The following is a 22,388-nucleotide window of genomic DNA, read 5'->3' on the forward strand; positions in this document are numbered from 1 at the left end:
GGGGTGCGATCCTCCGTCCTGTGACGGAACCAACCCATGACGAGGCGCACGGCGGCGCGTTGGGCTCCCGCCTGAACTGGCTGCGGGCGGCCGTCCTCGGCGCGAACGACGGCATCGTCTCCACCGCCGGCCTCGTCGTCGGCGTGGCCGGCGCCACGGGCGACCGCTCGGCCCTGCTGACCGCGGGCCTGGCCGGTCTGCTCGCCGGGTCGATGTCGATGGCGGCGGGCGAGTACGTGTCGGTGTCGACCCAGCGGGACTCGGAACTGGCCGCGCTGGCCCTGGAGCGGCGGGAGCTGCGCGAACAGCCCGAGGCCGAACTGGCGGAGCTGACCGAACTGCTCGCGGAGCGCGGACTGTCCCACGAGGTCGCCCGGGAGGCGGCGGAGCAGCTCACCGCGCGGGACGCGCTCAAGGCCCACGCGCGCGTGGAGCTGGGTATCGACCCGGACGAGCTGACCAACCCCTGGCACGCGGCCTGGGCGAGCTTCCTGGCGTTCACCGTGGGCGCCCTGCTGCCGCTGCTGGCGATCGTCCTGCCGCCCGCGCCGTGGCGGCTCCCGGTGACCGTGGTGTCCGTCCTGGCCGCCCTCGTCCTGACCGGCTTCACCAGCGCCCGCCTGGGCGCCGCGGCCCCCGGCCGGGCGGTGCTGCGCAACGCGGCGGGCGGGGCGCTGGCGATGGGGGTGACGTACGTGGCGGGAACGCTGCTGGGCGCGGCGGGGGTGTAGGCAGCGCGGTGGGCAGGGAGTACACGAGCGGTCCGGGCCTGCGACCGCGTACCGTGAGATGCCCTCGATCGGCCCCCGAGTGCACCGGCACGGTGCACACCGACACATGACAAGGACCCCCGCCATGCGCGCCACCACGATCCACGCCCCGTACGACATGCGCGTGGAGGACGTCCCCGAGCCCGTGGTGCGGCTGACCACCGACGCCGTGGTGCGGGTGCTGCGCGCCTGCATCTGCGGCAGCGACCTGTGGGCCTACCGGGGTGAGGCGGCCCGGCAGCCGGGGCAGCGGATCGGGCACGAGTTCCTCGGCTTCGTCGAGGAGACCGGCTCCGAGGTGAGCACCGTCCGGCGCGGCGACCTGGTGGTGGCGCCCTTCATGTGGTCCGACGGCGTCTGCGACTACTGCCGCGAGGGCCTGACCACCTCCTGCGAGCACGGCGGCTTCTGGGGTTCGGTCGGCTACGACGGCGGCCAGGGCGAGGCCGTGCGGGTGCCCTTCGCCGACGGCACCCTCGTCCGGCTGCCGAAGGAGGCGGCCTCCGACGACCACCTGCTGTCCGCCCTGCTGACCCTGTCCGACGTCATGGGCACCGGCCACCACGCCGCCCTCGGGGCGGGCGCCCGGCCGGGCGCCACGGTCGCCGTCGTGGGGGACGGCGCGGTCGGCCTGTGCGCCGTGCTGGCCGCCAAGCGGCTCGGCGCCGAGCGGATCATCGCGCTCGGCCGGCACCAGGTCCGCACCGACATCGCACGCCGCTTCGGCGCGACCGACGTCGTCGCCGAGCGCGGGGACGCGGCCGTGGAGGCCGTCCGCGAGCTCACCCGTGGCCAGGGCGCGCACGCCGTCGTCGAGGCGGTCGGCACCGAGCAGTCCATGCGGACGGCGGTCGGCATCACCCGCGCCGGCGGCGCCGTCGGCTTCGTGGGCGTGCCCCACGGCAGCGGCACCGGCCTCGACCTCGGTGTCATGTTCGACCGGAACATCGCCCTGCGCGGCGGCGTCGCACCGGTCCGCGCCTACATCCCCGACCTGCTGCCCGACGTCCTGGACGGCACGATCGACCCGTCGCCCGTCTTCGACCTGACCGTCGGCATCGAGGACGTACCCGACGGCTACAAGGCGATGGACGAGCGCACCGCCCTCAAGGTGATGGTGACCAACGGCTGAGCGGCCCGGAACCGGCCCGCTCAGACCCAGCGGGCCGGGTCCGTCCCCCAGGGCACCGGAGGCCGCGCCCAGTCGGCCGGGCCGCCGGTGAAGGACACGGCCGGCCGCGCGTACCGCAGCCGCCCGAGCGGGCTGTCCGTCTCGGCGAGCCAGTTGTCCGGCCCGTCGTACGGGAGGCCGCCGCCGGGGCCCGGCTCCAGTTCGTCCGTCAGCCAGTGCGCGGTCCGGGCGAGTGCCGACCGCACGAAGCGGCTCCCGCCGTCGTACGACTGCTCGGCGAGCGCCCGCAGCACGGCCGCCGCCAGCAGATAGCCGGTGCCGTGGTCCAGCGCCTGCGCGGGCAGGGCGCCGGGCCGGCCGGCCGAGCCCTCGACGGCCGCGATGCCGGTGGCGACCTGCACCAGGCTGTCGAAGCCGCGCCGCCCGCCCCACGGCCCGTACGCGCCCCACGCCGACACCTGTGCCACGACCAGACCGGGCCGCCGCCCGGCCAGCGCCTCGGGGGAGAGGCCGAACCGGTCCAGGGCGCCCGGCCGGTACCCGGTGACCACCACGTCCGCCGCGGCCAGCAGTTCCTCGAAGGCCTTGTGATCCGTGGCGAGGTCCAGTGTCGCCGACCGTTTCCCGAAGCCCGTGTCGGCGTGCTGGTCGGGCAGTTCGGGCAGCCGCGGCGGGTCCACGCGCAGCACGTCCGCCCCCAGCAGGGCGAGTGTGCGGGTGGCGACCGGGCCCGCGAGGACCCGGGTGAGGTCCAGGACGCGCAGCCCGGCGGCGGGCAGCAGGGGAGAGGCGCCGTCCAGAGGGGGCAGTACGCGCGCGCGTGCCGAGTCCAGCCGGCCGTGCTCGATCAGCGGCCGGGCGGCGACCGCGGCGGCCTGCTCGTGCGCGGCCCACTCCGCGGGCGTCCGGAGCGCGACCGCGAGGCCCCCGGCGTCGTACACCGCGTCCTCGGCCTCGCGCGCGGTCCGCTCGGCGAGCCGGGCCGCGACCTTCTCGACCGGGTCCGGGGTGTCCTCCGGCAGCCCCAGCGCGGCGAGCAGCCGGGCCCGGTGGTGGGGGTAGTTGGCGTGGGTGCGCACCCACCCGTCGGCCGTGCGCCAGAACCGCGACAGCGGCGCGAAGAGGACCGGCGGCCGCCCGTCGATCAGGAGGTGCCGCTCGCTGTGGAAGGCGGTCGCGACCGCCGCGTCGTCGACCCGGACCTCCGGCACCCGGGCGAGCCCGGCACGTCGCGCGCCCAGTTCGGCGGCGGCCAGGGCGCACGCGCCCACACAGGAGCGGGCCAGCTCGCGTACGGGAAGACGCGCCTGGAGCGTGCCTTCCCGCACGACTGTGGTGAATCCAGTCATGACTGCACTATGCAGTATTGACTGAATCAACATACGGCGGCATACGGCCCTGGGCGGACCTGGCTGCCCCACTGCCCCACTGCGTCACTGCGTCACTGCGTCACGGCGGCCAGTGCGTCCGCCGTTCCCCAGCCGTAGAAGCCGTTGCGGTTCTTCGGCCCCTCGCACACCGCGTCGACCTTCCCGTCCCCGTTGATGTCGTACGGGTCCGTGCACGGCGTGGCGTCGGCCTCGGCGTACAGCAGCGCCTTCACCAGGGCCGCGGACGCGTGCGGGTGGGTTGACTTGATCAATGCGGCGACACCGGCGACGTGCGGGGTCGCCATCGACGTACCCGCCATGTAGCCCCACTTGCCGCCCGGCAGCGGGCCCAGGATGAGGCCGCTGGTCGCCGGGGGCTCCGGCTTCTGGTACGTCGTCGAGTCGCCGCCCGGGGCGGCTATGTCGATCACGCCCAGACCGTAGTTGGAGAAGGACGACTTGAGGCCCTTCGCGCCGGTCGACGCGACCGTCACGACACCCGGCAGCTGGGTCGGGATGTCGTAGCACCGGTGCGGGTCGATCACCCGGTCCGACGGGGTGGAGTCGTTCGGGGAGACCGGGTCGGTGATCGAGTCGGAGGCCAGGTCGTAGCTCTCGTTGCCCGCCGCCGCGACGTTGACCGCACCCTTGCGCTCCGCGTACCGGGAGGCCCGGGTGATGGCGTCCACCAGGGCCTTCTGGTCCGGGTCGGTGGTGCAGTTGAAGTACCAGGGGTCGGTGTAATAGCTGTTGTTGGTCACGTCGACGCCGTGCTCGGCCGCCCACACGAAACCGCAGACCACGGCCTCCGTGTAGAAGAAGCCGTTCGGGTTTCCGACCTTGATGCCCGCGACCCTGACGCCCGGCGCCACACCCGTGACGCCGACGCCGTTCTTCGCCGCCGCGATCTCACCGGCCACATGCGTGCCGTGCGGGCTCTCGCTCGCGCTGGGCCGCCAGGCGCCGTCGGTGGTGTCCGGCTTGCCCGACACGCAGTTGGCGGAGGCCTGCCGGTCGAAGTTGGGCGCGATGTCGGGGTGGGTGTCGTCGACGCCGGTGTCCAGGACGGCGACGGTGACGTTCCGGCTGCCGAGCGTCTTCTCGTGCGCCTTGTCCGCCTTGATGGCGGGCAGATCCCACTGCAGGGGCTCCAACGGGTCCTGCCCGTCGGCCGCCGGGGCGTCCGCGACCTGGTCGGCGCTCAGCACCTTCGGCGTGCCGACGTCGGTGGTCGACTGGGCGGGCAGCGGCGCGGTGCGCGTGGCACCGGCCGAGTCGACGCCGCGCACCTCGCGGACGGTCTCGGCGAAGCCGGGGTTCGACGAGTGGACGACGAGCACGCCGATCCGGTCGTACGCGACGACGACCGAGCCGCCGGCCTCGGCCACGGCCTTCAGCACACGCGCGGAAGCCGTGTGCCCGGGGCGGACGTTGACGACGTAGCTGAGCGAGGTCGCGTCCGCCCGCGTGGCGGTGGGCGGTGCGGCCGGGGCCGCCGTCGCCGTGACGTTCGGCAGGAACGCCAGAGCCGTGGCCATGGCCATCCCGAGCGGAACGGCGAGGGCGCGGCGGTAGCGCTGGTGAGGCGCTGTCATAGGTCTGTGTCTCCCGTTCGTTGAGGCGTGGGGCTACTTGACGGCGCGCAGCGCGTTGACGATCCCGGACCCGTAGAAGCCGTTGACGCGCTTGCCGCCCACGCAGGTCGCGTCCACGACGCCGTCGCCGTCCCCGTCGTACGGGCCGCTCGGGCAACCGGGGTTGTCCGCCTCGGCCTTGAGCAGCGCCTGCAGCTGGGCCGGGGTGGCGCGGGGGTGGGTGGACTTCAGCAGCGCGGCCACGGCGGCCACGTGCGGGGAGGCCATGGAGGTGCCCTGGAGGAAGCCGTACTGGTTGTTCGGCAGCGTGGACAGGATGCGGCCGTTCTTGGACGGCGTGTCCGGGATCTGGTACTTGTCGCCGCCCGGGCCCGCCACGTCGACGACGCCCTTGCCGTAGCTGGAGTAGTACGACTTGGTGCCCTTGACGCCGGTCGCGCTCACCGTGACCACGCCGGGCAGCTGGGTCGGCACGTCGAAGCACTCGTGCGGGTCGACCGTCCGGGGCGCGGGCGTGGAGTCGTCGGGGCTGGAGTCGTCGACGAGGGCGTCCGAGTCGAGGTCGTCGTTGGAGTTGCCGGCCGAGGCGACGTTGAGCGTGCCCTTGTGCCGGGCGTACAGCTGGGCCCTGTTGACGGCGTCGACGATGGCGCGCTGATCGGGGTCGTCCATGCAGTTGTACATCCACGGATCGACGTAGTAGCTGTTGTTGGTGATCTCGATGCCGTGGTCGGCGGCGAACACGAAGGCGCAGACCACGCTCTCGGGGAAGAACAGCGAGTTCGCGTCCGGCTGGGCCACGGTGATGCTCGCGACCTTCACTCCGGGCGCCACGCCCGCCACGCCGACGCCGTTGCGGGCCGCGGCGATCTCGCCCGCCACATGCGTGCCGTGGTAGTGGTCGGCGTCCACCGGCCGCCAGGAGCCGTACGTCGTGTCCGCCTTGCCGCTCACACAGTTCGCGGACTGGGAGGCGGAGAAGTTGGGCGCGATGTCCGGGTGGGTGTCGTCGACGCCGGTGTCGATGACGCCGACGGTCACCTGCCCGCTGCCCGGATCGATCCGCGCGGCCTTGTCGGCGCCGATCGCCCGCAGGTCCCACTGGTCGGCCTCCAGGGGCTCCTCGCCCGCCGCGGCACCCTGGGCGAGCTTCGCGGCCTCGGCCTTCGACAGGACCTGCGCCGCGCCCTCGTCCGTGGTCCCCGCCGCACTCAGCGGCGCGGTCCGGGTGGCACCCGCCGACTGCACCCCGCGCACCGCGCGGATCTGCCGGCCGAAGTCCGGGTTCGCCGAGTGGACGACGATCACACCGATCCGGTCGTACGTCGCCACGATGCTGCCGCCGGCCGCGGTGATCGCCTTCCGCACCGACGCGATCGTGTGGTGGTCGGTCTTCGTGTTGACGACGTAGGCGAGGTTCGGGCCGTCCACCGCCGGTGCGGCCCGAGCGGTCAGCGGGGCCGCGGAGGCCGCCGAGGGGAGGAAGCCGAGCGACGCGGTCAGCGACAGCACGACCGGTACGGCGAGGGCGAGCCGCCGTCTGGAGCGCAGATGAGGCATGGGATCTCCACTTCATCCGAGGTCATCCGGAAACGAAACCGGCCCGAGAGACGGTGCTACTCGGGCAGGTACATGACGGGTGTGCAGGGCGAAGCTATCTTCCCCGCTCGCTGGCCAGCAATGACTTGGGGAGACGACTTCCGAAAGAAGTCACAGGACTTGAACCGGTCCTCGCGTGGCGCCGTGGACCTTCGACGGGGAGCCCGAGCAGGATCGAGCCCCTCGCCGCAAACCGCCCGCAACACGAGGAGACTTCGTGGCCACCGAGACACCGCCCCCCTCGAAGACCCACCCCCAACTCCCCTCCACCGAGGAGTTCGTCGCGGTGCAGGAGAGCGCGGAGTTCGGGGAACTGCGCCGCTCCCACCGCTCCTTCGCGTTCCCGCTGACCATCGCCTTCATCGCCTGGTACCTGCTGTACGTCCTGCTCTCCAACTACGCGGGCGACTTCATGGGCACCAAGGTCGCGGGCAACGTCAACGTCGCCCTCGTGCTCGGCCTCGCCCAGTTCCTCACCACGTTCCTCATCGCCTGGTGGTACGCCCGGCACGCCGCCGCCAAGCTCGACCCCAAGGCGGAGGCCATCAAGTCCCGGATGGAGGGCGGCGCATGAGCCCCGCGATCACCCTGGCCGCCGGTGAGGCCGGCGAGCACCGGCCGCTGATCATCACCCTGTTCGCGATCTTCGTCGCCGCGACCCTCGTCATCACCGTCTGGGCGGGCCGCCAGACCAAGGACGCCGCCGACTTCTACGCCGGCGGCCGGCAGTTCACCGGCTTCCAGAACGGACTCGCCGTCTCCGGCGACTACATGTCCGCCGCGTCCTTCCTCGGCATCGCCGGCGCCATCGCCCTCTTCGGCTACGACGGATTCCTGTACTCCATCGGCTTCCTGGTCGCCTGGCTGGTCGCCCTGCTCCTGGTCGCCGAGCCGCTGCGCAACTCCGGCCGCTACACCATGGGCGACGTACTGGCGTACCGGATGCGCCAGCGGCCCGTCCGTACCGCGGCCGGCACCTCCACGATCGTGGTGTCGATCTTCTACCTGCTGGCCCAGATGGCGGGCGCGGGCGTCCTGGTCTCGCTGCTCCTCGGCATCACCAGCGACGGCGGCAAGATCGGCATCGTGGCCCTGGTCGGCGTCCTGATGATCGTCTACGTCACCATCGGCGGTATGAAGGGCACCACCTGGGTCCAGATGGTCAAGGCCGTCCTGCTGATCGCGGGCGCGCTGCTGCTGACCTTCCTGGTGCTGCTGAAGTTCCACTTCAACATCTCCGACCTGCTGGGCAAGGCCGCCGACAACAGCGCCAAGGGCTCGGCCTTCCTGGAGCCCGGCCTGAAGTACGGGGCCACGGGGACCACCAAGCTGGACTTCATCTCCCTGGGCATCGCCCTGGTCCTGGGCACCGCCGGCCTGCCCCACATCCTGATCCGCTTCTACACCGTCCCCACGGCCAAGGCCGCCCGCAAGTCGGTGATCTGGGCGATCGGCCTGATCGGCGCCTTCTACCTGATGACCCTCGCCCTCGGCTTCGGCGCCGCCGCGCTGATCAAACCGGACGAGATCATCGCCTCCAACAAGGCGGGCAACACGGCCGCGCCCCTGCTCGCCCTCCACCTCGGTGGAGTGGACTCCAACTGGGGCGCCATCCTGCTCGCCACCATCTCCGCGGTCGCCTTCGCCACGATCCTCGCGGTCGTCGCGGGCCTGACCCTGGCCTCGTCCTCCTCCTTCGCCCACGACATCTACGCCAACGTCATCAAGAAGGGCCAGGCCACCGAGAAGCAGGAGATCAACGCGGCCCGGTACGCCACGGTCGGCATCGGCGCCGTCTCGATCCTGCTGGGCGCGATGGCCCGTGACCTGAACGTGGCGGGCCTGGTCGCGCTGGCCTTCGCCGTCGCCGCCTCCGCCAACCTGCCGACGATCCTCTACAGCCTGTTCTGGAAGCGGTTCACCACCTCCGGCGCCCTGTGGTCGATCTACGGCGGCCTGGTCACCGCGGTCGGCCTGGTGCTGTTCTCGCCGGTGGTCTCCGGCAAGGCGACGTCGATGTTCCCCGACGCCGACTTCCACTGGTTCCCGCTGGAGAACCCGGGCATCATCTCGATCCCGGTCGGCTTCCTGCTCGGGGTCGTCGGCACCCTCCTGTCGAAGGAGGCGCCGGACTCCGGCAAGTTCGCGGAGCTGGAGGTGCGGTCCCTGACCGGGACCGGGGCGCACTGAGCCCTCAAAGAGGCCGCGCCGTGGGGATCGCGGGTCCCCGCGACGCGGCCCCGTCCCACGTCGTGGAATCGGACGGTGTCGCTGTCAGTGGCGTCACGTAGGCTCGCTTGTGACGGCACGCGAGTGACCGCAGTGCTCCACGACGAGGGAGGGGGCCCACGTGCTCATCGACACCTACGGCCGCGTCGCCACCGACCTGAGGGTCTCGCTGACCGACCGGTGCAACTTGCGCTGCACCTACTGCATGCCCGAGGAGGGCCTGCAGTGGCTGGCCAAGACCGACCTGCTCACGGACGACGAGATCGTCCGGCTGGTCGGCATCGCGGTCACCTCCCTCGGTATCACCGAGGTCCGCTTCACCGGCGGCGAGCCCCTGCTGCGCCCCGGTCTGGTCGGCATCGTGGAGCGCGTCGCGGCCCTGGACCCGCGCCCCCAGACCTCCCTGACCACCAACGGCATCGGCCTCAGCCGCACCGCGACCGCGCTGAAGGCGGCGGGCCTGGACCGGGTCAACGTCTCCCTCGACACCCTCCGCCCGGACGTCTTCAAGGCCCTCAGCCGCCGGGACCGCCACAAGGACGTCATCGAGGGCCTCCAGGCAGCTCGCGAGGCCGGCCTGACCCCGGTGAAGGTCAACACGGTCCTGATGCCGGGCCTGAACGAGGACGAGGCCCCCGACCTCCTGGCCTGGGCGATCGAGCACGACTACGAGCTCCGCTTCATCGAGCAGATGCCCCTGGACGCCCAGCACGGCTGGAAGCGCGAGGGCATGGTCACGGCCGGCGACATCCTCGCCTCCCTGCGCACCCGCTTCGACCTCACGCCCGAGGGCGACCAGGAGCGCGGCTCGGCCCCGGCCGAACGCTGGCTGGTCGACGGCGGCCCGCACCGCGTCGGCGTCATCGCCTCCGTCACCCGCCCGTTCTGCGCCGCCTGCGACCGCACCCGCCTGACCGCCGACGGCCAGATACGCACCTGCCTCTTCGCCACCGAGGAGACCGACCTCCGCGCCGCCCTGCGCTCCGGCGCCCCCGACGAGGAGATCGCCCGCATCTGGCGCCAGGCGATGTGGGGCAAGAAGGCGGGCGCGGGCCTGGACGACCCGTCATTCGTCCAGCCGGACCGGCCGATGTCGGCGATCGGGGGTTAAGGGTCAGGCCTGCTCGGTCGACTCCCAGTCGGCGAGCAGGACGACGTCCTTCAGAAAGCCCCGTACACCCAGGAACTGGGACAGGTGCTCGCGGTGTTCCTCGCACGCCAGCCATGTCTTGCGCCGGTCCGGGGTGTGGATCTTCGGGTTGTTCCACGCCAGTACCCACACGGCGTCGGCGCGGCAGCCCTTGGCGGAGCAGATGGGAGTGTCGTCAGTCACGGCTTCGTCTCACACGCACGGTAAACAAGGCGACGCCGAGCAGCCACGGGGGGAGCTGCCCGGCGTCGGTCCGTCGCTCCGACGGGGGATGCGGAGCGCGTACGAAGTATGTCACGGGGAAGCCGTCGCCCGGCACTGGAACTGCATGATTGATCTGAGCTTTTCTTGAGCTTGGTGCGGAGCCTACGTTCGCCCGTCGGGCATCCACGAAGGTCACACGGGGTGGGGTCGCTCACCGCGGACCCCCGTCGAGGGGTCCGCCGACACGTCCTCCGGCTCGGATTCCGTCTGCGTGTCCCGCACCGGCGGCGCGATCATCGGCGGTGTCGGCACGGACACGAAGGTCGACGGCAGACCGGGTGCCCGCTCGCGGCCCGCGTTGGCCACCACCACGGCGATGTAGGGCAGCACCACCCCGAGTACCAACGCCACGATCGCGACGTGCCGTTCGACGTTCCAGAGCGTGGCCGCGAGGATCACCGAGACGGTACGGATCGACATGGAGATGACGTACCGGCGCTGCCGCCCGCGCACGTCCTCCGCCAGGCCCGTCCGGGCTCCGGTGATCCGGAACACCTGGGCGTTGCCGCCACCATGCTGCTTCCGCATCACATTCCACCATCCGCCCGCGTCGGCCTCTCCCCGGCCTTCCACGGTACGCCGCGGCCGGGCCGCCTTCGAGACCGGGTCACCCCCCTGCCTGGGCGAACGTCCTGCGCCGAGCCACGTAGGGCCCTACCTCCCCCGGCCGTACCCGGCGTGCGCCATACAGCGGACACGCCGAGACTGGGCGTAACGCTCACGTCGATCCGGACGAGGAGGCAGCCATGGGCTGGTTGTGGGCGATCATCGTGGGATTCGTGCTGGGCCTGATCGCCAAGGCGGTCATTCCCGGCAAGCAGCACTCCCCGCTCTGGCTGACCACCATCTTCGGCATGCTCGGCGCCATCGTGGGCAACGCTCTCGCCCGCGCGCTCGGCGTCGGCGCCACCCCGGGCATCGACTGGAGCCGGCACCTCTTCCAGCTGATCGCCGCCATCATCATCGTCGCCGTGGGCGACATGGCGTACATGGCGATGTGGGGGAACAAGAAGCGGGAGCAGCGGGTCTGACGCGGGTACGCCGAAGGGCGGCCCCCGCGGGAGCCGCCCTCCGGTGGATCTCAGCCGCCGCTGACCTCGACGGCGGCAAGGTTCTTCTTGCCCCGGCGCAGCACCAGCCAGCGCCCGTGCAGCAGGTCCTCCTTGGCCGGGACGGAGTCCTCCGCGGTGACCTTGGCGTTGTTCACGTAGGCACCGCCCTCCTTGACCGTGCGGCGCGCGGCCGACTTGCTGGCCACCAGGCCGACCTCGGCGAACAGGTCGACCACCGGACCGAGCTCGGCGACCTGGATGTGCGGCACCTCGGACAGGGCCGCGGCCAGCGTCCGATCGTCGAGGTCCGCCAGCTCGCCCTGCCCGAACAGCGCCTTGGACGCGGCGATCACGGCGGCCGTCTGGTCGGCGCCGTGCACCAGCGTCGTCAGCTCCTCGGCCAGCGCGCGCTGCGCCGCCCGCGCCTGCGGACGCTCCTCGGTCTGCCTCTCCAGCTCCTCCAGCTCCTCGCGGGACTTGAAGGACAGGATCCGCAGGTACGTCGAGATGTCCCGGTCGTCCACGTTCAGCCAGAACTGGTAGAACGCGTACGGCGTGGTCATCTCCGGGTCGAGCCAGACGGCGCCGCCCTCGGTCTTGCCGAACTTGGTGCCGTCCGCCTTGGTCATCAGCGGCGTCGCCAGCGCGTGCACGTTGGCGTGCGGCTCCAGCCGGTGGATCAGGTCCAGGCCGGCCGTGAGGTTGCCCCACTGGTCGCTGCCGCCCTGCTGGAGCGTGCAGCCGTACCTCCGGTACAGCTGCAGGAAGTCCATGCCCTGAAGGATCTGGTAGCTGAACTCCGTGTAGCTGATGCCCTGGTCGGACTCCAGGCGCCGGGCCACGGAGTCTTTCGTGAGCATCTTGTTGACGCGGAAGTGCTTGCCGATGTCGCGCAGGAACTCGATCGCGGACAGACCCGCGGTCCAGTCGAGGTTGTTGACCATGACGGCCGCGTTCTCCCCCTCGAAGGAGAGGAACGGCTCGATCTGGGAGCGCAGCTTGCCGACCCAGCCGGCGACCGTCTCCGGGTCGTTCAGCGTGCGCTCCGCGGTCGGGCGCGGGTCGCCGATCAGGCCCGTGGCCCCGCCGACCAGCGCCAGCGGCCGGTGTCCGGCCTGCTGGAGCCGGCGCACGGTCAGCACCTGGACCAGGTGCCCCACGTGCAGGGACGGCGCGGTCGGGTCGAAACCGCAATAGAACGTGACGGGACCGTCCGCGAGCGCCTTGCGCAAAGCGTCCTCGTCGGTGGACAGGGCGAACAGCCCCCGCCACTTCAGCTCGTCGACGATGTCCGTCACGGTTCTCGCGTCTCCTTGATGATCTTCGAGCAGTCGAGTGACTACCGGCTACGAGGTTATACGCCCTGACTGACAGAGCTCATATTGAAGTCGGGCACCCGCAGCGCCGGCATCGCAGCCCTAGTGAACCAGTCGCTCCACTCCCTGGGCAGCGTCTTTTCCGTGCGCCCGGCCTCCGTGGCCCGCCCCAGCAGGTCCACCGGCGACTCGTTGAACCGGAAGTTGTTCACCTCACCGGTCACCTCGCCGTTCTCCACGAGGTAGACGCCGTCCCGGGTCAGGCCGGTCAGCAGCAGCGTCGCCGGGTCGACCTCGCGGATGTACCACAGGCAGGTCAGCAGCAGTCCCCGCTCGGTGGCGGCGACCATCTCCTCCAGGGAGCGGTCCTCGCCGCCGTCCAGGATCAGGTTGCCGATCGCCGGGGCCACCGGCAGCCCGGTCAGGCCCGCGCTGTGCCGGGTGGTGGTCAGGTGGTTCAGCTGACCGTTCCCGATCCAGTCGGTGGCCGGGGCCGGCAGGCCGTTGTCGAACACCGACTGGTCGCCCCCGGAGGAGTGCGCGATCACGAACGGGGGGCACTCCAGGCCCGGCGCGTTCGGGTCGCTGCGCAGGGTCAGCGGCAGCTCGGTCAGCTTCTCGCCGACCCGGGTGCCGCCGCCCGGCTTGGAGAACACCGTCCGCCCCTCGGCCGCGTCCCGGCCGGACGCCGACCACAGCTGGTAGATCAGCAGGTCTGCCACCGCGGTCGGCGGCAGCAGCGTCTCGTAGCGGCCCGCGGGCAGCTCGATGCGCCGCTCGGCCCAGCCCAGGCGCACGGCCAGCTCGGCGTCGAGCGCCCCCGGGTCGACGTCCTTGAAGTCCCGGGTGGAGCGCCCCGCCCACGCCGAGCGCGTACGGTCCGGGGACTTGGCGTTGACCTCGAGCGTGCCGTTGGGCTGGTCGTGCCTGAGGCGCAGCCCCGTGGACGTCCCCAGATACGTCGACACCAGCTCGTGGTTGGCGAAGCCGTACAGCTCCCGGCCCCCCGCACGCGCGCGGGCGAACGCCTCGCCGAGCGCCGGGGCGAAGTCCGCGAACACCGCCGAGGAGGTCTCGGCGGGCGCGTCCGTGAAGTCCGGGGACTCCGGCACGCCCGTGACCAGCGGCTGCGCGTCCTCGGCCGGCCCGGCGCCGCGCGCGGCGGCCTCGGCGGCCCGCACCAGGGGCTCCAGCTCCTCGGCGGTCACCGCGGACCGCGACACCACACCGGAGGCGGTGCCCTCCTGGCCGTCCACGGTGGCGATCACGGTGAGCGTACGGCCGCGCGTGACGCCGTTGGTGGTCAGCGCGTTGCCCGCCCAGCGCAGGTTGGCCGTGGAGTGCTCGTCGGCGATCACCACGCAGCCGTCGGCCCGGGACAGCTCGAGGGCGCGCTCGACGACCTCGTGCGGCTTGTTGGTACGGGCGCTCATCGGCCGGCCTCCTGCGTGGTGTTGAGGATGTTGACGCCCTTGAAGAGGGCGGAGGGGCAGCCGTGCGACACGGCGGCCACCTGACCCGGCTGGGCCTTGCCGCAGTTGAAGGCGCCGCCCAGGACGTACGTCTGCGGGCCGCCGACGGCCGCCATGGAGCCCCAGAAGTCGGTGGTCGTCGCCTGGTAGGCGACGTCCCGCAGCTGACCGGTGATCCGCCCGTTCTCGATCCTGAAGAAGCGCTGGCCGGTGAACTGGAAGTTGTAGCGCTGCATGTCGATGGACCAGGAACGGTCGCCGACGACGTAGATGCCCCGGTCGACGCCCCCGATCAGGTCCTCCGTCGACATCCCGGCCGGATCCGGCTGGAGCGACACGTTGGCCATGCGCTGCACGGGCACATGGCCGGGGGAGTCGGCGTAGGCGCAGCCGTTGGACCGCTCGAACCCGGTGAGCTTCGCGATCCGGCGGTCCAGCTGGTAGCCGACCAGCGTGCCGTCCTTCACAAGTGACCAGCTCTGCCCCTCGACGCCCTCGTCGTCGTACCCGATGGTCGCCAGGCCGTGCTCGGCGGTGCGGTCGCCGGTGACGTTCATCAGCTCCGAGCCGTACTTCAGCTTGCCGAGCTGGTCGAAGGTGGCGAAGGAGGTGCCGGCGTAGGCGGCCTCGTAGCCCAGCGCCCGGTCCAGCTCCGTGGCGTGCCCGATCGACTCGTGGATGGTCAGCCACAGGTTGGACGGGTCGACGACCAGGTCGTACGGTCCCGGCTCGACGCTCGGCGCCCGCATCTTCTCGGCCAGCAGCTCCGGGATCCGCTCCAGCTCGCCGTCCCAGTCCCAGCCGGTCCCGGTCAGGTACTCCCAGCCGCGCCCGACCGGCGGCGCGATGGTCCGCATCGAGTCGAACTCACCGCTGGACTCGTCCACCGACACGGCGGTCAGCTGCGGATGCAGCCGCACCCGCTGCTGTGTGGTCACCGTCCCCGCGGTGTCCGCGTAGAACTTGTTCTCGTGCACGGTCAGCAGCGAGGCGTCGACGTGGTTGACCCCGTTCGCCGCCAGCAGCCGCGCGCTCCAGTCTGCCAGCAGCGCCGACTTCTCCTCGTCGGGCACGGTGAACGGATCGATCTCGTACGACGAGACCCACGTCTTGTCGGCGTGCACCGGCTCGCCGGCGAGCTCCACCCGCTCGTCCGACCCGGCCGCCCTGATCACCTGCGCGGACAGCTTCGCCATCGCCACGGCCTGCGAGGCCACCTTCGCGGCGGCGTCCAGGGTCAGGTCCACCCCCGACGCGAAGCCCCACGTCCCGCCGTGCACGACCCGCACCGCGTACCCGAGGTCGGTGGTGTCCGACGACCCGGCGGGCTTGGCGTCCCTGAGCCGCCAGGACGCGCTGCGCACCCGCTCGAACCGGAAGTCCGCGTGCTCGGCCCCCAGCGCACGCGCGCGTGCGAGCGCGGCGTCGGCCAGCGCGCGTAGGGGAAGCGCCGTGAAGGCTTCGTCGATGGAATGAGGCACGGAGGTCTCCCTGCTGTCGTGGCCTGTCGGCTCCGATCATGTCGCGCGACCCGCCCTGCGGACCACATGTTTCGGCTCCGCCCCGGCACTTTCTGTAGGGTCCCGACAGTCACTTCCGCAAGCCACTGTCGGTGCCCGCTTCTCTCCGAGCGCTGCCGGACCGATAGGTTTTCGAAGAAGCCGCCTGTCATCCAGGTGTTCGGGCGGGTGTTCAGACCGCTATCGAAAGGGTGATCCGTTGAGCCGCTCGGTTCTCGTCACCGGAGGCAACCGGGGCATCGGCCTCGCCATCGCCCGCGCGTTCGCCGAAGCCGGCGACAAGGTCGCGATCACGTACCGCTCGGGTGAGCCGCCGGCCGCCCTGGCGGAATTGGGCTGCCTCGCCGTCAAGTGCGACATCACCGACGCCGAGCAGGTGGAGCAGGCCTACAAGGAGGTCGAGGACCAGCACGGCCCGGTCGAGGTCCTGATCGCCAACGCGGGCATCACCAAGGACCAGCTCCTGATGCGCATGTCCGAAGAGGACTTCACCTCGGTCGTCGACACCAACCTCACCGGCACCTTCCGAGTGGTCAAGCGCGCCAACCGCGGCATGCTGCGGGCCAAGAAGGGCCGGGTCGTCCTGATCTCGTCGGTCGTCGGTCTGTACGGCGCTCCCGGCCAGGCGAATTACGCCGCGTCCAAGGCCGGCCTCGTCGGCTTCGCGCGCTCCCTCGCCCGTGAGCTGGGCTCGCGCAACATCACCTTCAACGTCGTCGCGCCCGGTTTCGTCGACACCGACATGACCAAGGTGCTCACCGACGAGCAGCGCGCCGGCATCGTGTCGCAGGTGCCGCTCGGCCGGTACGCCGAGCCCGAGGAGATCGCCGCGGCGGTGCGGTTCCTGGCCTCGGACGACGCCTCGTACATCACTGGAGCCGTCATCCCTGTTGACGGCGGACTGGGAATGGGTCACTGATCACCATGAGCGGAATTCTCGAGGGCAAGCGCGTCCTGATCACCGGTGTGCTGATGGAGTCCTCCATCGCCTTCCACACCGCGAAGCTGGCCCAGGAGCAGGGTGCCGAGATCATCCTGACCGCGTTCCCGCGGCCCACGCTGACCGAGCGCATCGCCAGGAAGCTGCCCAAGCCCACCAAGGTCATCGAGCTCGACGTGACGAACGACGAGCACCTCGGGCGCCTCGCCGACGTGGTCGGCGAGGAGCTCGGCGGCCTCGACGGCGTCGTGCACTCCATCGGCTTCGCGCCGCAGGACGCCCTAGGCGGCAACTTCCTCAACACGCCGTTCGAGTCCGTGGCCACCGCCATGCACGTCTCGGCGTTCTCCCTGAAGTCGCTGACCATGGCCTGTCTGCCGCTGATGCAGAACGGCGGCTCGGTCGTCGGCCTCACCTTCGACGCCTCCTTCGCCTGGCCGCAGTACGACTGGATGGGCCCGGCCAAGGCCGCCCTGGAGGCCACCAGCCGCTACATGGCGCGCGACCTGGGCAAGCAGAACATCCGCTGCAACCTCGTCTCCGCCGGCCCCATCGGCTCCATGGCCGCCAAGTCCATCCCGGGCTTCGCGGAGCTGGCGTCCGTCTGGGACACCCGCGCGCCCCTGGAGTGGGACCTCAAGGACCCGGAGCCGGCCGGCCGCGGTGTGGTCGCCCTGCTGAGCGACTGGTTCCCGAAGACCACCGGCGAGATCATCCACGTGGACGGCGGTCTGCACGCCGTCGGCGCCTGATCGCCGCCGGGCCGTTCGTGGCCGGGGCCCCGCACCTTCCGGGTGCGGGGCCCCGGCGCGTTCGGGCTTCACCCGTTCGGCTCACCGGCCGGGCGTGGACGTGCGATGACGGCGCACCCTGGAGAGGCGTCCCTCTCGCGAGTCCCTCCCCAGCACGGCCGAGGAGGTCCCGTTGTGCGCCTGTCCCGCAGCCTGGCCTCAGTGACCGTGGCCGTCGCCCTCGTGCTGTCCCTGCCGTACGAGGCGGCGCCGCACCCGCGCGTGAAGGACGGCAAGCCGCCGCTGCCGCGGCTGTTCGGGGCGGCGTGCCGTACGACCGTGCACGGCTCCCATGTGGTGGCCTACTGCCACAACCCCTATGTCGACACCGACCGCGTGCGTCTGCACATCGAGTGCGCCCGCTGGTGGGACCTGGACACCGACGGCGACTCCGTCGACGCCGGGCCCGCGATGACCGTCCGGCTGGCGGGACGGTGCTGGAAGGAGGTCCGCTCGGTGTGGATCAGCCACCAGATGGCGAGCTGAACCGTCCCGGGCGGCACAGGAAGGGATAGCTCGCGGCCTCCGTGGCCGCCGCCTCCGCGTCACCCGCGCGGATCGCGTCCACCAGCCGGCCGTGGTCCATGTGCGTCCCGGGTGTCAGCTCCGCGCCCACGTCCGCCCGCAGCCAGTCCCGCAGCACCTCGCCCAGGTCGGCGTACATCGCCGTCATGACGTCGTTGTGGGAGGCGGCCACCACGGCCAGGTGGAAGGTCGCGTCCGCGGTGACGAAGGCCTCCGTGTCGCCCGACTCCCAGGCCTCCTCGCGCCGCACCAGGAGCGCGTCCAGCTGCTTGAGGTCCTTCTCGGTACGCCGCCCGGCGGCCAGCTTCGCCGCCGCCGACTCCAGGGTGGAGCGCAGTTCGGCGATGTGCCGCGGGTCGGCGTCGGCGAACCGGCGGTGCATCACGCCCGCCAGCTCGCTGGTGGCCACGACGTACGTGCCCGAGCCCTGCCGGATGTCCAGCAGGCCGTTGTGGGCGAGCGCGCGCACGGCCTCGCGGACGGTGTTGCGGGCCACCCCGAGCTGCTCGACCAGCTCGGGCTCCGTGGGGATGCGCGAGCCGACCGGCCACTCGCCCGAGGTGATCTGGTTGCGCAACTCGGCGATGACCTGCTCGGACAGCGCGGAACGGCGGGGGTGGCTCAGGGGCATGGCACACCTTCGCACGGGAGGGCCGACCGCAGAGGGCCCGGAGATGGACAGCCAATCATCCCATGATTCTATGATGGTCCGCATGGCACGCGAGGAAACACGGACGACGGACACACGCAGAAAGGCCCGTACGGCACCCGCCACCGCGAGCGAACCCCGCACACCCCTTCCCGCCACGCGCGCGTGGGCGACCCGTCTCGTCCTCGTCGGCATCATGCTGTCCGCGCTGAACCTCCGCCCCGCCATCACCAGCCTCGGCGCCCTCCTGGAGGAGGTCCGCGACGGCCTGGGCATGAGCGGCGGCGCTGCCGGACTGCTGACCTCCGTGCCCCCGCTGTGCTTCGCCGTCTTCGGTGTCACGGCTCCCCGTCTCGCCCGCCGCTTCGGCCCGGCCGCGGTGGTGTGCGCCGGCATGGTCGCCATCGCCGCGGGCCTGCTGATACGTCCGTACGGCGGGAGCACCGGCGGCTTCCTGGCCGCCAGCGCGCTCGCCCTCATGGGCATCGCGGTCAGCAACGTCCTGATGCCGGTCATCGTCAAGCGCTGGTTCCCCGACCGGGTGGGCTCCATCACCGGCCTGTACTCGATGGCCCTCGCCGCCGGCACCTCGGTCGCCGCCGCGGTGACCGTGCCCCTGACCGACACGCTCGGCGGCGACTGGCGTTCCGGGCTCGCCGTGTGGGCGGCCCTCGCCGCGGCCGCGGTGCTGCCCTGGATCCCCCTGGTACGGGACCGGGGCCCGGCGCCCGCCGACCGGGAACCCGCACGGCGGGAACCGGCGCCGCGCATCACCCGCAGCCGTACGGCCTGGGCGCTGGCGGTCTTCTTCGGGCTCCAGGCGACGGCCGCCTACATCACGATGGGCTGGATGGCACAGATCTTCCGTGACGCGGGCGTCCCCGCGGGCACGGCGGGCCTCCTCCTCGCCGTCACCATGGTGATGGGCGTGCCACTGGCCTTCGTCATCCCGCGCCTGGCCACCCGGCTGCCCCACCAGGGCCCGATCGCACTCGCGCTCGGCGTCTGCGGCCTCGCCGGGTACGCCGGCCTGTACGTCGCGCCGGCCGGCGGCGCCTGGGCCTGGGCCCTGCTGCTCGGCGTCTCCAACTGCGCCTTCCCGCTGGCCCTGACGATGGTCGGTATGCGGGCCAGGACCGGCGCGGGCGTCGCCCAGCTGTCCGCCTTCGCGCAGAGCACCGGCTACCTGATCTCCATCCCCGGGCCGCTCCTGGTCGGCGTGCTCTATCAGCACAGCGGGGGCTGGGGCCTGCCGATCGCGCTCATGGCCGGACTCATGGTGCCGCAGATGGCCGTGGGTGTCCTCGCGGGCCGGGACAGGACGGTGGAGGACGAGGCGGGCCGCTGATCCCCCGCCGGAGGGCGGGTGCGAGACTGGCCCCATGCCAGTGCTCGACCCGAACCCCCAGAACGGCCAGAAGAAGATGCTGATCGTCTTCGGCTCGTTCTTCGCCATCTTCGTGATCATCGCCATCATCGCCACCCTCGCGGCTCCGTGACCCCGCCCCCCTAGGGGATGGTGGGGTTAACCCCCGCATCCCTTAGGGGGTGAGGCAGGGGCAAGTGGGTGGATAACCTGATGGGTTGGCGGGCGCGGATTCCGTACCTTCGAGATGTGGCCGCGAGAGGCGACCACGGACCACTCGAAGACCCGCGGAGGCGATCATGGCGGCCCGTACGCACACCCGGCCCCACCCGGCTACCACGGGCGGCATCGACATCCGGCTGCCCTGGTGGGCCCTCGCCCTGCCCGCCCTCGCCTTCGTCTCCCTGCTCCTGCTGATACTCAACCCGGCCGACGCCCACGCGGCCACCGGCGACCCGGCGCTCACCCACTTCTTCGCACGGGTGCGGGAGCTGGTCGCCCGCTAGCGGTGGGACGCCTTCCGGGGCGAATCCGCATGTCAACTCCCTGCGCCCCATGGCCTGTTTCATGCGAAGCTGGGTGCCATGAGCGTCGCAGAACCCCGCAGGATTGTCCTCTTCCGGCATGCGAAAGCCGACTGGCCACAGGTGAACGACCACGAGCGGCCGCTCGCCGAGCGGGGCCGCATGGACGCCGCAGTCGCCGGCCGCAAGCTGGCCGACACCGGTATCCACCTCGACCTGGCCCTGTGCTCCACCGCGGTCCGGACCCGCGAGACCTGGAAGCTCGCCGTCCACGAACTTCCGCAGCGACCGAAAACCGTCTATGAGGAGCGGGTCTACGAGGCCTCGCCGGGCGAGTTGATCGCTGTGTTCAACGAAATCACCGACGACGCGGGAACCGTGATCCTCATCGGCCACAACCCGGGCGTGCACGGCCTGGCGGACATCCTGTCCGGCTCGGCCGAGGGTGACGCCCGCGAGCGGATGAACCGCCGCGGCTTCCCCGCCGCCGCCTTCGCCGTCCTGTCCTTCACCGGCTCCTGGAAGACCCTGGAACCGGGCACGGCCACGCTGGTCGACTACTGGGCCCCCTCCGAGTGACTCCCGTGACTCCCGCCGAATGACGGCACACGGGGGAGGGCCCGGCACCGAGGCGGTGCCGGGCCCTCCCGCGTACGGAGCGTCCGCCGGGCGGCTCAGCCCTCGTCGTGCGTGTCCGCCGCCTCGACCTCTTCGCGGGTGACGCCCAGCAGATACAGGACCGTGTCCAGGAAGGGGACGTTCACCGCGGTGTGCGCGGCCTCGCGGACGACCGGCTTGGCGTTGAAGGCCACGCCCAGGCCCGCCGCGTTCAGCATGTCCAGGTCGTTGGCGCCGTCGCCGATCGCCACCGTCTGGGACAGGGGGACGCCCGCCTCGGCGGCGAACCGGCGCAGCAGCCGCGCCTTGCCCGCCCGGTCCACGATCTCTCCGGTGACCCGTCCGGTCAGCCTGCCGTCGACGATCTCCAGCGTGTTGGCCTGGGCGAAGTCCAGCCCCAGCCGCTCCTTCAGGTCGTCGGTGACCTGAGTGAAACCGCCCGAGACGACTCCGACCTGATAGCCGAGCCGCTTCAGCGTACGGATCAGGGTGCGGGCACCCGGGGTCAGCCGCACATCGGCGCGCACCTTCTGCACCACCGAGGCGTCCAGCCCCTCCAGCAGGGCCACGCGCGCGTGCAGCGACTGCTCGAAGTCCAGCTCGCCGCGCATCGCGGCGGCGGTCACCTCGGCGACCTTGTCCTCACAGCCGGCGTGCGCCGCGAAGAGCTCGATCACCTCGTCCTGGATGAGGGTGGAGTCCACGTCCATCACCACCAGGCGCTGCGCCCGCCGGTGCAGCCCCGCCGACACGACCGCGACGTCCACACCGAGCGCCGCCGCGTCGGTCACCAGGGCGGTGCGCAGCGGCTCGGTCTCCACGCCGGACACCGCGAACTCCACCGCCGTCACGGGGTACTTGGCGAGCCGGAAGATACGGTCGATGTTGCCGCCGGCCTTGGCGATCCGGGCCGCGATCGCGGCGGTCGCCTCGGCGGTCAGAGGGTGCCCGAGGACCGTCACCAGGGAGCGCCCGAGACCGCGCGGGCGGTTGTCGCCGCGGCCGGAGATGATCTCCGCCTGCATCTTCATCGACTCGGCCCAGCTGTGCACGGTGGCCCGCAGGTCGCCCTCCACCCCGGCGGGCGGCGGGGTCACGAGCGCGCACAGCACCAGGCGGCCACGGGTGACGACCTGCTCGATGTCGACCACGTCGACGGAGTAGGCGGCAAGGGTGTCGAAGAGGCCGGCCGTGATCCCCGGCCTGTCCTTGCCGAATATCTTGACAAGGAGGGTGGGGGCATCGGGGGTCGGTGCGGCGGCTGTCTGTGAAGCGCTCATGGTGTATCCACCGTATCCGGCACTCAGTGCCCCGCGCCCGCCCGGTCCGTCTGGCGGACAGGGAACAGTGGGTGTCGATCCGGTTGCCGGATCCCGACGAACGAACCACGACTACCCGGCCGCGCATCACGCGGTGCTCGCGATCACTGCGGCTCGGGTGTCCTTCGGCTTCCCGAGCGGTGGGGGTGGCGGCGGTCCGTTGCCGGGGGGTCCGGCACCCGGTTCG

Annotated in this window: 23 protein-coding genes; 13 read left to right on the top strand and 10 right to left on the bottom strand. The window is 71.7% G+C overall.

Annotated features, from left to right (window positions below; genetic code table 11):
• Positions 1 to 20: 20 nt before the first annotated feature.
• Both ACZ7L0_RS11150 and ACZ7L0_RS11155 read left to right on the top strand, forming a co-directional pair.
• A complete protein-coding gene (locus ACZ7L0_RS11150; protein WP_471242156.1) occupies positions 21 to 731 on the top strand; it encodes a VIT1/CCC1 transporter family protein in 711 nt (236 codons plus the stop codon).
• Positions 732 to 855: 124 nt separating this feature from the next.
• Entirely contained in the window at positions 856 to 1,902 is a 1,047-nt protein-coding gene (locus tag ACZ7L0_RS11155; protein ID WP_471242157.1) for a zinc-dependent alcohol dehydrogenase family protein, read from the top strand.
• Positions 1,903 to 1,922: 20 nt separating this feature from the next.
• On the opposite strand, the gene ACZ7L0_RS11160 is transcribed toward ACZ7L0_RS11155, so the two are convergent.
• The 3 genes from ACZ7L0_RS11160 to ACZ7L0_RS11170 form a co-directional block, all read right to left on the bottom strand.
• Positions 1,923 to 3,251: a CoA transferase gene (locus ACZ7L0_RS11160; RefSeq protein ID WP_471242158.1), complete on the bottom strand. Its 1,329-nt coding sequence runs from the start codon at positions 3,249 to 3,251 to the stop codon at positions 1,923 to 1,925.
• 92 nt (positions 3,252 to 3,343) lie between these two features.
• Complete coding sequence (locus tag ACZ7L0_RS11165) at positions 3,344 to 4,867, bottom strand: S8 family peptidase (RefSeq protein ID WP_471242159.1); 1,524 nt, start codon at positions 4,865 to 4,867, stop codon at positions 3,344 to 3,346.
• A gap of 33 nt (positions 4,868 to 4,900) precedes the next feature.
• Positions 4,901 to 6,427: a S8 family serine peptidase gene (locus ACZ7L0_RS11170; RefSeq protein WP_471242160.1), complete on the bottom strand. Its 1,527-nt coding sequence runs from the start codon at positions 6,425 to 6,427 to the stop codon at positions 4,901 to 4,903.
• Between the two features lie 256 nt (positions 6,428 to 6,683).
• Here ACZ7L0_RS11170 and ACZ7L0_RS11175 point away from each other — a divergent pair, with 256 nt between their 5' ends.
• From ACZ7L0_RS11175 to moaA, 3 genes are all read left to right on the top strand, one after another.
• The gene (locus tag ACZ7L0_RS11175) at positions 6,684 to 7,040 is read left to right on the top strand and encodes a DUF485 domain-containing protein (RefSeq protein ID WP_471242161.1); all 357 of its coding nucleotides are present in this window, start codon (positions 6,684 to 6,686) and stop codon (positions 7,038 to 7,040) included.
• On the top strand, positions 7,037 to 8,656 hold the full coding sequence (locus tag ACZ7L0_RS11180; RefSeq protein WP_471242162.1) for a solute symporter family protein: 1,620 nt from the start codon (positions 7,037 to 7,039) through the stop codon (positions 8,654 to 8,656). The genes ACZ7L0_RS11175 and ACZ7L0_RS11180 overlap by 4 nt, the downstream gene beginning before the upstream one ends.
• Before the next feature lie 160 nt (positions 8,657 to 8,816).
• Complete coding sequence (moaA, locus tag ACZ7L0_RS11185) at positions 8,817 to 9,806, top strand: GTP 3',8-cyclase MoaA (RefSeq protein WP_471242163.1); 990 nt, start codon at positions 8,817 to 8,819, stop codon at positions 9,804 to 9,806.
• 3 nt (positions 9,807 to 9,809) lie between these two features.
• Here moaA and ACZ7L0_RS11190 read toward each other — a convergent pair whose 3' ends face one another.
• Both ACZ7L0_RS11190 and ACZ7L0_RS11195 read right to left on the bottom strand, forming a co-directional pair.
• A complete protein-coding gene (locus tag ACZ7L0_RS11190; protein ID WP_471242164.1) occupies positions 9,810 to 10,028 on the bottom strand; it encodes a hypothetical protein in 219 nt (72 codons plus the stop codon).
• Positions 10,029 to 10,241: 213 nt separating this feature from the next.
• Positions 10,242 to 10,637, bottom strand: a complete 396-nt coding sequence (locus ACZ7L0_RS11195; protein WP_471242165.1) for a DUF3099 domain-containing protein — start codon at positions 10,635 to 10,637, stop codon at positions 10,242 to 10,244.
• A 218-nt stretch (positions 10,638 to 10,855) separates the two neighbouring features.
• On the opposite strand from ACZ7L0_RS11195, the gene ACZ7L0_RS11200 reads away from it, so the two are divergent.
• Positions 10,856 to 11,140 (top strand): GlsB/YeaQ/YmgE family stress response membrane protein, encoded by a 285-nt coding sequence (locus ACZ7L0_RS11200; protein WP_471242166.1) that lies wholly within the window; start codon positions 10,856 to 10,858, stop codon positions 11,138 to 11,140.
• 50 nt (positions 11,141 to 11,190) lie between these two features.
• Here the strand turns inward: ACZ7L0_RS11200 and tyrS are convergent, their stop codons facing one another.
• From tyrS to ACZ7L0_RS11215, 3 genes are read right to left on the bottom strand one after another with little or no spacing between them, the layout of a single operon-like run.
• Positions 11,191 to 12,459, bottom strand: coding sequence for a tyrosine--tRNA ligase (gene tyrS / locus ACZ7L0_RS11205; protein WP_471242167.1), 1,269 nt, complete (start codon positions 12,457 to 12,459; stop codon positions 11,191 to 11,193).
• Between the two features lie 56 nt (positions 12,460 to 12,515).
• A complete protein-coding gene (locus ACZ7L0_RS11210) occupies positions 12,516 to 13,910 on the bottom strand; it encodes a metallopeptidase TldD-related protein (protein ID WP_471242168.1) in 1,395 nt (464 codons plus the stop codon).
• A complete protein-coding gene (locus tag ACZ7L0_RS11215; protein ID WP_471242169.1) occupies positions 13,907 to 15,430 on the bottom strand; it encodes a TldD/PmbA family protein in 1,524 nt (507 codons plus the stop codon). The genes ACZ7L0_RS11210 and ACZ7L0_RS11215 overlap by 4 nt, the downstream gene beginning before the upstream one ends.
• 238 nt (positions 15,431 to 15,668) lie before the next feature.
• Here ACZ7L0_RS11215 and fabG point away from each other — a divergent pair, with 238 nt between their 5' ends.
• From fabG to ACZ7L0_RS11230, 3 genes are all read left to right on the top strand, one after another.
• Positions 15,669 to 16,388 carry a 3-oxoacyl-[acyl-carrier-protein] reductase gene (fabG, locus tag ACZ7L0_RS11220; RefSeq protein WP_471242170.1) on the top strand — a complete coding sequence of 240 codons (720 nt, stop codon included), beginning with the start codon at positions 15,669 to 15,671 and terminating at the stop codon, positions 16,386 to 16,388.
• Between the two features lie 5 nt (positions 16,389 to 16,393).
• On the top strand, positions 16,394 to 17,161 hold the full coding sequence (gene fabI / locus ACZ7L0_RS11225) for an enoyl-ACP reductase FabI (RefSeq protein ID WP_471242171.1): 768 nt from the start codon (positions 16,394 to 16,396) through the stop codon (positions 17,159 to 17,161).
• Positions 17,162 to 17,335: 174 nt separating this feature from the next.
• Positions 17,336 to 17,686, top strand: coding sequence for a hypothetical protein (locus ACZ7L0_RS11230; protein WP_471242172.1), 351 nt, complete (start codon positions 17,336 to 17,338; stop codon positions 17,684 to 17,686).
• On the opposite strand, the gene ACZ7L0_RS11235 is transcribed toward ACZ7L0_RS11230, so the two are convergent.
• Entirely contained in the window at positions 17,664 to 18,356 is a 693-nt protein-coding gene (locus ACZ7L0_RS11235) for a FadR/GntR family transcriptional regulator (RefSeq protein WP_471242173.1), read from the bottom strand. The genes ACZ7L0_RS11230 and ACZ7L0_RS11235 overlap by 23 nt on opposite strands.
• Before the next feature lie 73 nt (positions 18,357 to 18,429).
• Between ACZ7L0_RS11235 and ACZ7L0_RS11240 the strand changes: the two genes are divergently transcribed.
• The 4 genes from ACZ7L0_RS11240 to ACZ7L0_RS11255 all read left to right on the top strand — a co-directional run bounded on the left by ACZ7L0_RS11240 (position 18,430) and on the right by ACZ7L0_RS11255 (position 20,843).
• On the top strand, positions 18,430 to 19,722 hold the full coding sequence (locus tag ACZ7L0_RS11240) for a CynX/NimT family MFS transporter (protein WP_471242210.1): 1,293 nt from the start codon (positions 18,430 to 18,432) through the stop codon (positions 19,720 to 19,722).
• Positions 19,723 to 19,756: 34 nt separating this feature from the next.
• On the top strand, positions 19,757 to 19,873 hold the full coding sequence (locus tag ACZ7L0_RS11245; protein WP_471242174.1) for an SGM_5486 family transporter-associated protein: 117 nt from the start codon (positions 19,757 to 19,759) through the stop codon (positions 19,871 to 19,873).
• 166 nt (positions 19,874 to 20,039) lie between these two features.
• A complete protein-coding gene (locus ACZ7L0_RS11250; RefSeq protein WP_471242175.1) occupies positions 20,040 to 20,246 on the top strand; it encodes a hypothetical protein in 207 nt (68 codons plus the stop codon).
• A gap of 78 nt (positions 20,247 to 20,324) precedes the next feature.
• Entirely contained in the window at positions 20,325 to 20,843 is a 519-nt protein-coding gene (locus ACZ7L0_RS11255; protein ID WP_471242176.1) for a SixA phosphatase family protein, read from the top strand.
• A 95-nt stretch (positions 20,844 to 20,938) separates the two neighbouring features.
• On the opposite strand, the gene serB is transcribed toward ACZ7L0_RS11255, so the two are convergent.
• Positions 20,939 to 22,162, bottom strand: coding sequence for a phosphoserine phosphatase SerB (serB, locus tag ACZ7L0_RS11260; protein WP_471242177.1), 1,224 nt, complete (start codon positions 22,160 to 22,162; stop codon positions 20,939 to 20,941).
• Between the last annotated feature and the right edge of the window lie 226 nt (positions 22,163 to 22,388).

The organism is Streptomyces sp. NPDC039424 (assembly GCF_055639495.1).